Origin of the sequence: Neglectibacter caecimuris (assembly GCF_034335015.1) — a bacterium.
Classification (GTDB): Bacteria; Bacillota; Clostridia; order Oscillospirales; family Acutalibacteraceae; genus Acutalibacter; species Acutalibacter caecimuris_A.
The window spans coordinates 119,600-134,224 of sequence record NZ_JAWXXK010000004.1 but is presented as its reverse complement, the minus strand read 5'-3'; the positions used below and the strand labels follow the sequence as shown (position 1 = coordinate 134,224).

Below are 14,625 nucleotides of genomic sequence, written 5' to 3'. Positions count from 1 at the left end.
CCTCTCTTATTTCTTCACCACAGCGCCGAATTTGCACTTTTCCATACACACGCCGCACTTGATGCACTTGCCGGTATCAATCGTATGGGCTTCCTTCAGCGCGCCGCTGATCGCGCCCACAGGACAGTTCCGGGCACAAATCGTGCAGCCCTTGCACTTGTCGGGATCGATCGTATAATTGGTCAGGGCCTTACAGGCCCCGGCGGGACAGCGGTGCTCCAGCACATGGGCCTCATACTCGTCCCGGTAATATTTCAGCGTGGAAAGCACGGGGTTCGGGGCGGTTTGGCCCAGGCCGCAGAGGGAATTTTCCTTGATGTAGTAGCAGAGCTCTTCCATCTTATCCAGATCCTCCAGAGTGCCGTTGCCGGAGGTGATCTTATTGAGGATCTCCAAAAGCCGCTTGGTGCCCACGCGGCAGGGGGTGCATTTGCCGCAGGATTCGTCCACGGTAAATTCCAGGAAGAACTTGGCGATATCCACCATACAGGTGGTTTCGTCCATAACGATCAGACCGCCGGAGCCCATCATGGAGCCGATGGCGATCAGGTTATCGTAATCGATGGGCGTATCGATGAGCTTTGCCGGAATACAGCCGCCGGAGGGGCCGCCGGTCTGAGCGGCCTTAAAGGTATGGCCGCCGGGAACGCCGCCGCCGATATCCTCTACCACCTCCCGCAGGGTGGTACCCATGGGAACTTCCACCAGGCCGGTGTTGGTGATTTTACCGCCCAGGGCGAACACCTTGGTGCCGGGGGATTTTTCCGTGCCGATGGAGCGGAACCAATCGGCCCCCTTCAAAATGATCTGAGGAATATTGGCATAGGTTTCCACGTTGTTGAGCACCGTGGGCTTTCCAAACAGGCCCTTGAGCGCCGGGAAAGGCGGGCGTACCCGGGGCTCGCCTCGCTTGCCCTCAATGGAGGTCATCAAAGCGGTCTCCTCACCGCAGACAAAAGCGCCCGCACCCAGGCGAATGCCGATATCAAAATCAAAGCCGGAATTGAAAATGTTTTTTCCCAGAAGGCCGCGCTCTCTGGCCTGATCAATGGCGATCTGCAGCCGCTTTACGGCGATGGGATATTCGGCGCGGATATAGATATAGCCCTGGGTGGCGCCGATGGCATAGCCCGCTATGGCCATGGCCTCCAGCACGCTGTGGGGATCCCCCTCCAGCACGGAACGGTCCATGAACGCGCCGGGATCGCCCTCGTCGGCGTTACAGCAGGCGTATTTCTGATCCGCTTCGTTGGCGGCGGCAAATTTCCATTTCAGGCCCGTGGGGAAGCCTGCTCCGCCCCGTCCCCGCAAGCCGGAAGCCAGCATGGTGTCGATCACGTCCTGAGGGGTCATTTCCGTCAGAACCTTACCCAGTGCGGCGTAACCGTCTCTGGCTATGTACTCTTCAATATTCTCAGGATCTATCACACCGCAGTTGCGCAGGGCGACACGGTGCTGCTTGGAATAAAACCTGGTCTCGTTTAAGGACTTGATAGTCCCGTCCTCCTGAACGGTCTCCTGATACAGCAGACGCTTTACAATGCGGCCCTTCAGAAGATGCTCGGAAACAATTTCGGGAATGTCCTCAGGGGTAATGCGGCTGTAAAAAGCGCCCTCCGGATAAACGATCATAATCGGCCCCAGAGCGCACAGGCCAAAGCAGCCGGTGCGGATCACATTGACCTCCTGCTCCAGGCCCTGGGCCTTGATCTCAGCCTTCAGTGTTTCAATGATCTGCTCGCTGTTGGAGGAGGTACAGCCTGTTCCTCCGCAGACCAGTACGTTTGAACGATACATTGCTTTCCCTCCTTATTTCGCGCCAATGGCGTATTCCACAACAGCCTGACCACCGATCAAATGCTCTTTTACCACCCGTACGGCCTTTTCCGGGGTCATATTGCCGTAAACAGTCTTTTTTCCGTCCGGGGTGGCGACCTCCACCGTGGGCTCATAAGAACACAGGCCCATACAGCCGGTCTGCGTAATGACGAGATCGGTAAGCCCCTCCCGGGCGGCTTCCTCCACAAAGGCCATGAGAACCGGCTTGGCCCCCGCGGCGATCCCGCAGGTCGCCATGCCCACCAAAACCCTTGTTTGGGACTCGCCGTTTTCCCGAATAGCCAAAGAGCCCTTCACCTGATCCTTTACAGCCTGAAGCTCCGCTAACGATTTCATGCGAACGATCCTTCCTTTCGTTTTCGATTTTTGTAAACGCTTCCCGAACACAGCTTTCAAAAATATTCCAGTCCCTTTTCCAATACCGGCTTCTCCCGCTCCGCGCAAAGCGTTTTCGTCTGCTTTTCCAGCCATTTTTTAATTTCCGGGGCCGCTGCCGGTGTTTTACGGGAGAGCCCCGGAAGTGTTTTTTCACAGAGACAGAAGGCCGTTTCCTTCCCCGCCGCTGTTCTGCGCTTTCTGGAAAACACAAGCTCTATCCCGGGATTACAGACGAGCAAAAGCATTACCGTGCCGTTGATATCGCCAAGGGGAGCCATATCAATGCTGGCGGTGTGAAACACAGCCGTAACGCTTGTTCCCTTTTGCGGCTCAGATCCTACAAAAAGCTCGCCGCCTGTTCGCCTTGCCGCTTCCCGAAAAAGAGGAAGCCCCAGCCCCGCTTTTTTGGGGCCGGTGGTGTAAAAAGGATGCACTGCCTGCTGTGCCTGCTCCCCTGTCATTCCCTTTCCGTTATCTGAAATACGGATCGTCAAAAGCTCACGGGGCAGATCCTCCTCCAGTTCAAGAAGGACCTTATCCGCCCCGGCGGAAAGCGAGTTTTGAACGATATCCATCACATGGAGAGCCAATTCGCGCACAGGCCTACTCCATGTATTTTGCCAGGATCCCGTCTACCTCTTCCGGTGTCAGGCGGCCGTACACATCTTCATTCACCGTCATAACAGGAGCCAGGCCGCAGGCGCCGATACAACGGCAGGCTGTCAGAGAAAACGCGCCGTCCTCCGTGCACTCCTCCGGCTGTATGCCCAGCTTCTGGGTGAGCTTATCCAGCACCTTGTCCGCGCCCTTTACATAGCAGGCGGTCCCCAGGCAAATGGAAATGTGGTTGCGGCCCTTGGGGGTCAGCGAAAACTGAGAATAGAAGGTGGACACGCCGTACACCTCTTCCAGGGATACCCCCAGCCCATCGGCGATCTTTTTCTGAACCTCCATTGGCAGATAGCCGTAAATATCCTGTGCCTGGTGCAAAGCGGGCATCACCGCGCCCGCCTGGCCCTTGAGCCCTTCGAGCACAGCATTAAGCTTTTTCGCCTGCTCTGGAGTATCGTGAAACGGCAGAGAACTGATACGTTTTTGCATTGCTTTTCCTCCCATGCTTTTTTGAATGGTAAAGCGGCGCTGTTTCAATAAGCTTACAGCGCTCAACAATATGCACATTCTACCGGACAGATCTGAATTTATAATTCTTCAAAAGAATCATTCTGGTCAGATTGACAATTTTTTGTCTTTTTTCTTCTATTTTCTGGTAATAGATACAAAAATATTGATATTTCAGGTCCAATTACCTTGTTTCACAGAGCTCTTCTTTTTCACTGGATTCCGTTTCTGAAAGCGCTTCATAAATCCTGATCGCTGCTTCATATAAATTTTCTCTGCAGGAATACACCGAGAGCTCTCTTTCATCAGCTTGCCGGGCGGCGTCCGCGTCCAGCTCCGCGCTTCCCGCAAGGACGATCGCCGAGAAACCGGAAAGTACCGCAACTGCCACAGCGGTTTCTGTTCCCATCACCGTCAGCCATATCTGCCCCTGACTGCCGTGAGATAACACCCAGCTCAACAGATCTCCTGCCGAGCAGCCTGTTACCTCTTCAAATATGCCTTTTTCTCCCGCGATCAGCTTCCAACCCAGATTTTCCGCTAATTCTTTCACTGTCATATCGATCTGACCCCTTCTATGTTTATTCCAAAGGCTCCACCGAACATGCCGCCTCTTTCCCGCATACCTTACGAAGAAACAATTCTTTGCATAGCCATTTCCCTTGAGAACAGGATAGTGTGCCTGCGGCCCTATTCCGCCAAAAGGCTCTTACCGATCCTTATACATTATACATAAAAACTGTCTCTCTTTCCAACCCAATTTCTTCTTGCCTTTTTGAAAAAGGCAAGGTATAATGGATAAAATCACTTTATCAATTTAACTCAGTAAAATTCAATACAGGAGGTTTTAGCCTATGTCCCGTGTATACAATTTTTCCGCAGGCCCTTCCATGCTGCCGGAGGCAGTTCTGAAAAAAGCCGCCGCTGAAATGATGGATTACAACGGAAGCGGACAAAGCGTGATGGAAATGTCTCACCGTTCCAAGGTCTATGACGAAATTTTTCAAGCCGCAAAGGCTCTTCTCCGGAAGGTGATGAACATTCCGGAAAATTATCAGATCCTGTTTTTGCAGGGTGGAGCCTCTTCACAGTTTGCCATGGTTCCCCTGAACCTGATGACCGGCTCTAAAAAAGCGGACTATGTCCTTTCCGGTCAGTTTTCCACCAAAGCCTATCAGGAAGCCTCCCGCTATGGAGACTGCAAGGCGGTAGCCTCCTCCAAGGAGGAGAATTTTTCCCGCATTCCCGCCTTAGACCCGAAGGAATTCCGCCCGGACGCGGATTATTTCCACATTTGCATGAACAACACCATCTACGGCACCGTATGGAAGGAACTGCCCGATACCGGCAACGTGCCTCTGGTGGCGGATATTTCCTCCTGCATTCTGAGCCGCCCCATCGATGTTTCCAAATTCGGCCTGCTCTATGCCGGGGCGCAGAAAAATGTGGCTCCCGCCGGCCTTACCATTGTGATCATTCGGGAAGATCTGATCGGCGAGCCTATGGAGGGCACCCCCACCATGTTCCAGTATGGCGTGATGGCAAAAAACGATTCCATGTACAACACCCCGCCCTGCTGGCCCATCTACATCTGCAAGCTGGTGCTGGAATGGCTGGAAAACGAGGTCGGCGGCCTTGCAGCTATGGAAAAGCGAAACATGGAAAAAGCCAAATTACTTTATGATTTTCTGGATTCCTCCAAGCTTTTTAAGGGCTGCGCGGAACAGGGCAGCCGCTCCCTGATGAACGTGACCTTCGTTACGGGGGACGCCGAGCTGGACGCCAGATTCGTAAAGGAGAGCACGGAAGCTGGCTTTGTAAACCTGAAGGGCCACCGCAGCGTCGGCGGCATGCGGGCTTCTATTTATAACGCCATGCCGAGGGAGGGCGTTGCGAAGCTGGTGGAATTCATGAAGGAATTTGAAGGAAGGGTGATCTGACATGTATCAAATCCAGTGCTTAAATAAAATCAGTCCCCTGGGGCTGAACCGTTTCGGAGACGACTACGCGATCTCCACAGAGGAACAATCGCCGGACGGGATTCTGGTGCGCTCCGCTTCCATGCATGACATGCCCTTTGGAGAAAAGCTGCTGTCCATCGCCAGAGCCGGAGCGGGCGTCAACAATATTCCGGTAGACGCCTGTACCGAGAAGGGAATCGTGGTTTTCAATACTCCCGGAGCCAACGCCAACGCGGTAAAAGAACTGGTGCTCTGCGCGCTGTTTCTCACCTCCAGAAAGATCACGGCCTCTACAGACTGGGTCAAGACCCTGAAGGGAAAGGGAGATGAGGTGGGAAAGCTGGTAGAAAAAGGAAAAAGCGCCTTTGCCGGGCCTGAGATCCAGGGCAAAACTCTGGGTGTGGTAGGCCTGGGCGCCATCGGCATTCTGGTGGCAAACGCCGCGGAGCAGCTGGGCATGACCGTATACGGCTATGACCCCTTCCTCTCGGTGGATTCTGCCTGGCGGCTTTCCAGCGCGGTACGGCACTCCCCCACCTTTGAAGATATCTGTGAAAGCTGCGACTATATCACGCTTCATCTGCCCCTGACGCCGGAAACCCGCGGAATGATCGGAGAAAAATCCATTGCCAAAATGAAGGACGGCGCAAGGCTTCTGAATTTTGCCAGGGGTGAGCTGGTGGATTCCGCCGCTCTCTTGAAGGCGCTGGAAAGTGGAAAGCTTTCCGCCTACGCAACAGATTTCCCGGACGACAGTCTGATCGGCGCTGAAAATGTGGTGGCTCTTCCCCACCTGGGCGCTTCCACCCCGGAAAGTGAGGAGAACTGCGCGATCATGGCGGCGGAGCAGCTCAGAGAGTATCTGGAAACCGGTAATATCCGCAATTCTGTGAACTTCCCCGCACTTTCCATGCCTCGGGATCCGAACACGATACGAATCTGTCTGATCCACAAAAATATTCCCAATACCATCGCCGTGCTGGCTTCCGCCTGCGGCAAGGCAGGTATCAACATTGAAAACATGCAGAGCAAATCAAAAGGCGAGTACGCCTATACCATTCTGGACGTTTCAGGACAGCTATCCCCGGAGGCTGTGGAAAGCTTAAAAACTCTGGAGCCCATTATCCGATGCAGAGTGATCGATTGAGTTATGGAATCTATCTTCCCAAAAATATGAAAAAAGGACGCCTCGTGATCGGCACGGGGCGTCCTTTTTTCATGCTATCCTTTTTTATCCCCAAAGAGGAGAAATCATTCCTCAGGCTTTTCTTCGGAAGCCTGTTCCGCCGGGGCGGGAGTTTCCACAGCGGGCTGTTCCTGTACTGCGGGAGCGGGCTCCTGCACTGTTACGGCAGGCTGCTCTGGAACAACAGGAGCAACGGGAGCCGCCGGCTGGGCATACTCGCCGGGTACTGCCTCCTGAATGGGCTGCACCGGTACATAAGCAGGCTGAATCGGGGGGTACATTAGAATAGTCATCTGCTGGCGCTGACGGCCCAGGCAAACCGCGATCAGGATAGAGCAGACAGCGGAGGCCAGGGTGGAAAGGCCGCTCATGGGTGCGCTGAACAGCGAGATCAATCCGGAAATGCCGGAACAAACGCCTACAATGTACAGCATAGCGATTAAAAACCGGGAAATCCTGTTCTCAGGCATACCGGTAGAGGCACAGGCCTTGATCCTGCCGATGGTTCTGATCACGCTCACATAATACAGAATACAGAGCACCAGAACCGCCAGGCAAAGGAGGAACACAAACACCACTCCCGCCGTTACACCGGCGGCGTAACCGGAATCATAGCCGTAGCCGTAAAGATCATAGCTGTAGGAAAAATAAGCGTTGCCGCCTACCAGCACCATGATCAAGGCAAACAGGATCAAAGCGGCCAAAATGCAAAAGCACACCAGAAAAATAATGGAGATCACCTTGCAGATCGTGAGGCCCGTTGTGGAAATATTTCCGGTTCTTCTGTCCCGGCAGGTGGCAAAAAAAAGCCACATGCCCACCGCAATCAGAATGGTGGGAACAGAGAACAGCAGCGTCATGCCTACAGAGGCGCCGTTTAGTGCGCTCACCATAGGATACAGCACGGAATAGTCGATATCCGCATTATAAAGCGCATACAGCAGATAGTCAGAAATGCCGCTATTCCCCATGATACTGGTGAAAACCGAGATCAGAGTAGCGACAGAATAGAGAACCGCCGCTGTGAGAAACAGCGGGGAAGAACCGATGGTCTTGAGAACATTCACCGCAGGATTGCTGGACAGCGGCGTGTTTGCAGAGCAAGAACACACCGTGCCGTAGGGAATTTCCCGACCGCATTTGGGACACTGCATAAATAATACACCTCGCAAAAAAATTGAGTTTTTCTTATTCTTCCGGCTTTTCCTCAGGAGAAGCCGAAGTTACCATAGGAACAGGAAAGCCTGCGGGGGTGTGATTCTCCACAGGAACAGCCGACGGCTGGATCACAGCCTGCTGCATGGGATACCCCTGCGCCGGCATTACCGATTGGGGCGCATAGAGCGGCTGCACCGGCAGATACATCAAAACCGTCATATGCTTTCGATATTTTCCAAGGCAGACGGCAATCAAAATTTCCGCCGCCGCACCTGTCAGCAGAGACAATCCCAAAGTCAGGGACAGCAACATGCCCATCAGGCTGTACAGTGCCATAAATCCGCCGATAAGATAGAGCATCACAATGAGATACATGGGGATCCGGTTATCCGGAACACCGAAGCTGGCGGTGGCCTTCATGCGGTTGATGACCTTGATTACACATATGCTGAAAAGAACCGGCAGAGAAAAAAAGGCGATAATAAAAATCAAAAGAACCACAAACATCACCACCACAAGGGCTGTGACCGACCCATGATCCATGGAAGGCGCTGGCTGGCCGTTGAAGAAAACCCCTTGGGAGGCTCCGGCGGAAAGAAACATGGCCGCAATTATGAAAATCACATAAATGGCAAACACTATACATTCGAATACAAGCTGAATTATTTCCATCACCTTACACACCGTAAGCCCGGCTGTGGAAAGATTCCCCGTTTTCCGGTTTCGGCAGGCGGCATAATGCATCCACATACCAATCAGGAAAACAATGGACGGTATGGAAAAAACAACAGTGACTCCAAATAAAGCGCTTAAGGAAGCGTCTGCCCCCCTCTGCTGAAAATAGAGATTCGGATCGGATTGGGCCGCAGACTCAGTAATCGTCTTCACCAGGCTCACCCCTCCGCCGGTCAGGGCAGTCACAACCGACAGGAGCGGCGTAAGAGTGTACAGGATCACCGCAGAAAGAAACAAGGGAGACGCCCCGCTGGCCTTGAGCGCGTTCACCGCAGGATTGTTGGAAAAGGCCGGAGTCACATAAGTGCAGGAACACGCAGAGCCATCAGGGATCGGCCTTCCGCACTTGGGACAAATCATAAAATACCCTCCAACAAAAATAATCTTTGTATCGCTATATATATATTACAGTAAAAAGCCGGAAAATGCAATACTGTTCTGAAAAGCTTGTTTCATTTTGCCTTCTGCCTTCCAAATTTTTCCCTTTTTGTAGACTTTTCCCGAAAAAGATGCTATATTATGTAAAGTACAGCTTCGCTTGACAAGGGGAGCTAAAAACGGAGGAACATGATTTCATGAAAAAGAAGAAAAGATTTTTATCCGCGCTTCTTGCGGCGGCACTGGTTTGCACGGCCTGCCCCCAGTCTGCTCAGGCTGTTACCTTTCAGGACGTTCCGGCAAACGCCTGGTACCGAAGCTATGTATATGATCTGGTGGAAAAAGGCGTGATCCACGGCACCAGCGCCACGGAATTTTCTCCCGGAAAAAAGCTGACCCGTGCCGCTTTTGCCACGATGCTGGCGCAGGCGGCACTGTCTGAGGGTGATCTCAGACAGTATGAATTTCAGGGGAGCTTTCAGGACGTGACCCCCAAGCACTGGGCGTACCGCTATATCAACTGGGCGGCGGAGGCCGGTATCGTCAGCGGCTATGAAAACAAGACCTTCCGGCCCGACAAGCCCGTATCCCGCCAGGAAATGGCGGTGATGACCGTTAATTTCGCCAAAGCCACCGGGCGGCAGATGAACGCGATAAAGGAAGTCTTTGCTTTTACTGACAGCGGTTCTATTGCCCGGTTCGCAGCCTCCAGCGTGCGCATTTGCCAGCAGGCGGGCGTAATGGTGGGCGACAAGGTAGGCACCTTTCGGCCAAACGATACCGCCACCAGAGCGGAAGCCGCCACCATGTATTCCAATTTTCTGAAAAACTGCCAGATCGGAACTTATAAGGTGGTGCGAAAAAGAGTCTTTACCACGCCGGTGCGGGCTGTAGAATTCTCTTCTTCAGATTATACTCCTCAGCTTATCATGGGGCATGACCGTGTGACCGGCGCGGAGTCCCCCACCTCCATTGTAAACCGCACCGAAGCAAAAATTGCCGTAAACGCCGCCTTCTTTGATATGAGCTCCTATATTCCTCTGGGCACACTGGTAAAGGACGGCCAGGTATTGACAGTGGCGGACCGATACGCCCCGGCAAGATCGGCCCTGGTCGTAGATTCCTCCGGCCACTTTTCCATTCAGAATTTTACTACCAATCACACCGTTACCCTGCATAAGGCAGATGAAACCGACAGCGTGCTGTACGGCGTATCCGTCAACAGAAGTCCCAGCAGCGCTACCGACGCTACCCGGATCCTCTTTACCCGTGCCTGGGGCAAAAGCCTTGGCTTCCCCGCCAAGGACGCTGTAACGCTGGCAGAGGACGGCACCATTTTGGATATTGCCAAGGACACAGATGTGCAGATCCCGGAAACCGGTTATGTGCTGGCCCAGCGCTCCCGCCGGAAATACGAGGGAGATTTCTTTGATTCTTGCGCTCTGGGAGCCGTTCTGGATATTGAACGCGTTTTCGAGGGCGCCGGCAGCCAGGATATTCAGATTTCCATTGGTGCGGGGCCCCGGATCGTAAAAGATAAAGCCGTTTACGGGGGCCTGAGCACTTATCAGGCCGAGGGCTATACTGACCCCGGCATCACCACCTATGAAGCTCTGCGCGTATGCTTTGGGATCAAGGCGGACGGCAGTCTTGTGATCTGTACCGCTTACGCCACCCTGGCGCAGATGTCGAAGATCATGGTAAGCTTCGGCTGTACGGACGCCATCAATTTTGACGGCGGCGGCTCTGCCAACCTCTATGTAGATGGCCAATGGCTTCGTGGCCCTCAGGACAGGCCCTTAAACAGTACTTTGATTTTCAAATAAGCCTTAAAAAAGAGAGCGGAAAATTCCGCTCTCTTTTTTTCTTTATAAAATAATGCTTCTCAGTGATAAACCGCCGCAATATTCAGGTCTTGATCCAGTACCAGCAGGTCGGCGCGTTTTCCCGCTTCAATGCTGCCGATCTCATGCTCCATGCCGATGGAGCGCGCCGGGATCAGGGTGGCCGCCTTGACCGCCTGTTCAAAGGGAATTCCAAAGCTTACAAGGTTTTTGACCTCCTGGTGCAGGTTGGTCACAGAGCCGGCAATGGTACCGTCCGCCAGCGTGGCTTTTCCATTCTTCACCGTGACCAGCTGGCCGCCCAGATCGAAGGGCTCTCCCTCTGGCAAACCGTTGGCCCGCATGGAATCGCTGATCACCAGCACCCGGTCCCCCAATTCCCGGAAGGCGGTTCGCACTACCGCCGGGTGAATATGGATGCCGTCGCAGATCAGCTCCGCCAGCACTCTTTCATCATCGAACACCGCTCCCACTACGCCGGGGTCCCGGTGGCTCAGACCGGACATGGCGTTGAACAGGTGGGTGGCATGGGTAACGCCGCAGTCGAAGGAGTGCTTTGCCTCGTCATAATTTGCCGTGGTGTGGGCGATAGACACCGCGCACAGTTCCTTCGCCTGCTCCGCAAATTCATAACCGCCGGGCTGCTCCGGAGCCAGGGCGATCAGCTTTACCGTTTTGCCGCTCAATTCATAGAAATGGCGGAACAGCTCAAGATCCGGAGCTACAATGGCCTCTTCCCGCTGAGCGCCCTTTTTTTCTCTGGAAATAAAGGGACCCTCCATGTTGATTCCGATGACCCGGGCACCATCCTCCACCGGGGTTTCCATACATTCCTTCGCGGCAAGCAGCGCACCCTCGATCACCTCACGGTCTGTGGTCATGGTGGTGGGACAGAAGGAGGTAACGCCCTTCTGCAAAAGAAACCGGGCCATGGTAGTAATGGCTTCCCGGGTCCCGTCACAGGTATCGGCCCCGCCGCAGCCGTGAATGTGCACGTCCACAAAGCCGGGGATCACCGTGTAGCCTTCGCAGTCCACCGCCATATCCCTGGCGGTATAGGAAAGCTTTTTTCCCACCTGTTTGATTTTTCCGTTTTCCAGCTCCAAATCGCCCCGCACCAGGCAAAAATCCCGATCCAGATATTTGGCGTTGATTAAAAACATAGCTCACTTCTCCTTTTTTCAGAGGGCCGTTTCTGAAACAATGTCCCTACCCCGTTCCTTTTCTTTTTAAGGCAACACCGCACAAGGATTGTGCGCAAGTTGCGCAGTCAGATTTTTCGTCAGAGTGCATAGATTGAGTGCAGTCAATCTCGTGATTGACAAACGAAAACTGTGCGTTATGACGAAAAATCTGCAAGCAAATCGTTGTACAAAGGCCTCTGGCCGGTCTTTGTGCGGTGTTGGCCTTAACATCTGATAAAAGCCTACAACACGGCGTTCAAAATCACCATCAGCGTTACGCCCGGGATCCCCAAAAGTCCAGAAGCCGCTATGCTCAGGCGGCTCACCGGCAGCGCCACTCCGGTATAGGGAGAAGACAGATTCAAAAGCGCCAGCGCCGCAAAACCTAAAATCGCCGAGATCAAAAAATTTTTCATGGGCAGACAGTCCTTTCTCTATTTCACAGAACCATTTCTAAAGTTGTCCCTGTGCCATAACTATATGAAAAAGCCTGTCTGCTTATGCTTTAAGGCAATACCGCTTAAGGCGAGAGCCGGGAATTGAGCGGTGCTGCCTTAAGCTTCCTGGGGCACAAAATCGACGCGGCCTGTGGCGACGTCCGCACCCGCTACAATGATCCCCAGCTCCTCCCCCATCATCAGCACCCTGCCGGAGCGCAGATCCCGGTGGGCGATCTCGCCGTCAAATTCAAAATCGGCGTTTTCAAAATCATTGAGGCTGACAAAGCCTTCGGCAAAATTGGGGAGCTTTACAAAAACGCCCTTGGGCGTTACGCCGCTGACAATACCCACATACCGCTCGCCCAAATGAGCGCGCATATATTCCGCGGTGTAGCAATCCTCCGCGGCACGCTCGCCGGTTACCGCCCGAATTTCGTTTTTGGAGGACTCCGCCGCAGATTCCTGGGCAAAGCCCCGATAGCGCTTTCTGATCTCTTCCTTCTCTTTTCCCGCCGCCAGGTCGCTTAAGATACGGTGAATAGAGGTATCGGGATACCGGCGGATCGGAGAGGTAAAATGGCTGTATTCTCCCAGCGCCAGGCCGAAATGCCCCAGCTCCCGGTCGGCGTACCGGGCCTTTTCCATGGTACGCAAAATCCGCTGGTTCACTAAGGCTTCTCTGGGGCCGCCCTTTACCCTTCCCAGCACAGCGGAAAAGTCCTTGGCGGTGGGAGTTCCCTTTTTGATCTCACCGCAGGCGATCCCCAGCCTGTCCAGCAGCTCATACAGCTCTTCCACCCGATCCGGCCGGGGCTTTTCGTGGATCCGGTACAGAAAGGGGATCTCCGCGTCCAGCGCCGCTTTTGCGGCGGCGATATTGGCAGAAACCATCATCTGCTCCACCAGCTCTTCCGCCTGCCCGGTGGTTCGGGGCAGAAGATCAATACACACGCCGTTTTCGTCCAGCACAAACTTGATCTCATCGCTGGAAAGGTCCATTTGCCCTCTGGCGGCGCCATTGCGCTTCAAAAGCTCCGCCAGCTCCTTTGCCGCCTCCAGGCTTTCTCTGACGGGAGCGTATTTTTGCAGAAGCTCCGGAGAAGCCGTACCGGCAAAGATTTCGTTTACCTCCGAATACACACCCCGTACCTTGGATTCTATGACCGTTTTGCGGAAAAGATAGTCAGTCATATTCCCTTCCGCATCAAAATCCATCAAAGCGGAAAAGGCAAGCTTGTCCGTTCCCGCCGTCAGAGAGCATACCCCGTTGGAAAGGGACTCCGGCAGCATGGGGATCACCCGATCCGCAAAATAGACCGAGGTACCTCTCCGGAAAGCCTCCTGATCAATGGCGCTTCCCGCCTTTACATAGTGGGAAACATCGGCAATATGAACTCCCAGCGTATACCCGTCCCGGGTTTTCTGTACGGAGATCGCGTCGTCCAGATCCTTGGCGTCGGCGCTGTCTATGGTAAAAATCAGCTCGTCCCGCAGATCCAAGCGGCTGTCCAGGTCTTTCTGGGTCACTGTCATCCGAGATATGGCTTCTGCCTCCCGCAGGGCCTCCTCCGGAAACTCCGTGGGGATCCCGCAGCGCTCAATGATGGCGTCGGCACATACACGGGCTCGGTTTCCACTGCCGAATACAGACTTCACCTCCGCTGTGCGCCATTCTCCCCTGCCGTCACATTTCGGCTGGAGCAGCACTTTATCGCCGTCCTTCGCACCGTGAAGGTGCATGGGGGAAATCTCCATATCGTATCGAACAGCGCCGTCCGGTGTGGCCCTGGCTCCGTTTTCATCGATGTGTACCGTACCCGTGACGGCATCTGTGCCTCGGGCCAGCACACGCTTCACCTTTCCGCTTGGCCCCTTTTCCCCTTTGCGCAGCTCGGTCAAAAGGATCTCGTCTCCCACAAAAGCGCCCTGTAGAGCGCTGCCGGGAATAAAAATATCCTCCGTACCAAGCTTGGGCCTGGCAAAGCCAAACCGTTCCGAAAGGGAAACCAGCACCGCTTCCACATCTCCGGTGTGAGGGATCAGCTTGACCCAGTGATCCTTATCGACGCTGATTTCTCTATTTTCCTTTAAGCTGCGAAGCGCCTCGTAAAAATCCTCTTTATTTCGGATCCCGGCTTCCCGCATCAGGGACTTGGAGGGTACGCCGTTCCCGCCGCAGCGCTTCAATGCCGCTACGATCAGCTTTTCCTCCACGGTGACGGCGGCACTGGGCAGCTCGTAGGGCTCTTCACTGTGGAAGCGGCCCCTACCGCCCCGGTTTCCAAAAGAACGGGGGGACTGTCCGTATCCCCCGCGCCGTGATCCTTGATTTTCTGTTTTGATTCTTCTTTTTTCCATCATTCTGTTAAAATCCTTTCCCGCAGGGCACAAGCCCTGCCTGAG

At 54.0% G+C, this 14,625-nt stretch carries 13 protein-coding genes; 3 read left to right on the top strand and 10 right to left on the bottom strand.

All coding sequences use genetic code 11. From position 1 onward, the window contains the following. Window positions 1-6: 6 nt before the first annotated feature. The 5 genes from nuoF to U8T64_RS06900 all read right to left on the bottom strand — a co-directional run bounded on the left by nuoF (window position 7) and on the right by U8T64_RS06900 (window position 3,895). Window positions 7-1,797, bottom strand: a complete 1,791-nt coding sequence (gene nuoF, locus U8T64_RS06920) for an NADH-quinone oxidoreductase subunit NuoF (RefSeq protein WP_322182285.1) — start codon at window positions 1,795-1,797, stop codon at window positions 7-9. Window positions 1,798-1,809: 12 nt separating this feature from the next. Continuing rightward, window positions 1,810-2,175, bottom strand: a complete 366-nt coding sequence (locus U8T64_RS06915; RefSeq protein ID WP_322182283.1) for a (2Fe-2S) ferredoxin domain-containing protein — start codon at window positions 2,173-2,175, stop codon at window positions 1,810-1,812. Window positions 2,176-2,231: 56 nt separating this feature from the next. Next, window positions 2,232-2,816: an ATP-binding protein gene (locus U8T64_RS06910; RefSeq protein WP_322182281.1), complete on the bottom strand. Its 585-nt coding sequence runs from the start codon at window positions 2,814-2,816 to the stop codon at window positions 2,232-2,234. 4 nt (window positions 2,817-2,820) lie between these two features. Next, window positions 2,821-3,318: an NADH-quinone oxidoreductase subunit NuoE family protein gene (locus U8T64_RS06905; protein ID WP_322182279.1), complete on the bottom strand. Its 498-nt coding sequence runs from the start codon at window positions 3,316-3,318 to the stop codon at window positions 2,821-2,823. A 202-nt stretch (window positions 3,319-3,520) separates the two neighbouring features. Continuing rightward, entirely contained in the window at window positions 3,521-3,895 is a 375-nt protein-coding gene (locus tag U8T64_RS06900; protein ID WP_322182277.1) for a hypothetical protein, read from the bottom strand. A 295-nt stretch (window positions 3,896-4,190) separates the two neighbouring features. On the opposite strand from U8T64_RS06900, the gene serC reads away from it, so the two are divergent. Together serC and U8T64_RS06890 are read left to right on the top strand one after the other, a co-directional pair. Then, window positions 4,191-5,276: a 3-phosphoserine/phosphohydroxythreonine transaminase gene (serC, locus tag U8T64_RS06895; RefSeq protein ID WP_322182275.1), complete on the top strand. Its 1,086-nt coding sequence runs from the start codon at window positions 4,191-4,193 to the stop codon at window positions 5,274-5,276. Between the two features lies 1 nt (window position 5,277). After that, window positions 5,278-6,444, top strand: coding sequence for a 3-phosphoglycerate dehydrogenase family protein (locus tag U8T64_RS06890; protein WP_322182273.1), 1,167 nt, complete (start codon window positions 5,278-5,280; stop codon window positions 6,442-6,444). A 104-nt stretch (window positions 6,445-6,548) separates the two neighbouring features. On the opposite strand, the gene U8T64_RS06885 is transcribed toward U8T64_RS06890, so the two are convergent. Both U8T64_RS06885 and U8T64_RS06880 read right to left on the bottom strand, forming a co-directional pair. Then, complete coding sequence (locus tag U8T64_RS06885; RefSeq protein ID WP_322182271.1) at window positions 6,549-7,637, bottom strand: hypothetical protein; 1,089 nt, start codon at window positions 7,635-7,637, stop codon at window positions 6,549-6,551. A gap of 34 nt (window positions 7,638-7,671) precedes the next feature. Further along, on the bottom strand, window positions 7,672-8,736 hold the full coding sequence (locus U8T64_RS06880; RefSeq protein WP_322182269.1) for a hypothetical protein: 1,065 nt from the start codon (window positions 8,734-8,736) through the stop codon (window positions 7,672-7,674). 215 nt (window positions 8,737-8,951) lie between these two features. Here U8T64_RS06880 and U8T64_RS06875 point away from each other — a divergent pair, with 215 nt between their 5' ends. Next, window positions 8,952-10,580, top strand: coding sequence for an S-layer homology domain-containing protein (locus U8T64_RS06875; protein WP_322182267.1), 1,629 nt, complete (start codon window positions 8,952-8,954; stop codon window positions 10,578-10,580). Window positions 10,581-10,639: 59 nt separating this feature from the next. Here U8T64_RS06875 and nagA read toward each other — a convergent pair whose 3' ends face one another. From nagA to rnr, 3 genes are all read right to left on the bottom strand, one after another. Continuing rightward, entirely contained in the window at window positions 10,640-11,761 is a 1,122-nt protein-coding gene (gene nagA, locus U8T64_RS06870) for an N-acetylglucosamine-6-phosphate deacetylase (RefSeq protein WP_322182265.1), read from the bottom strand. A gap of 263 nt (window positions 11,762-12,024) precedes the next feature. After that, window positions 12,025-12,198 (bottom strand): pro-sigmaK processing inhibitor BofA family protein, encoded by a 174-nt coding sequence (locus U8T64_RS06865; protein WP_322182263.1) that lies wholly within the window; start codon window positions 12,196-12,198, stop codon window positions 12,025-12,027. Between the two features lie 138 nt (window positions 12,199-12,336). Continuing rightward, window positions 12,337-14,583 (bottom strand): ribonuclease R, encoded by a 2,247-nt coding sequence (gene rnr, locus U8T64_RS06860; RefSeq protein ID WP_322182261.1) that lies wholly within the window; start codon window positions 14,581-14,583, stop codon window positions 12,337-12,339. Between the last annotated feature and the right edge of the window lie 42 nt (window positions 14,584-14,625).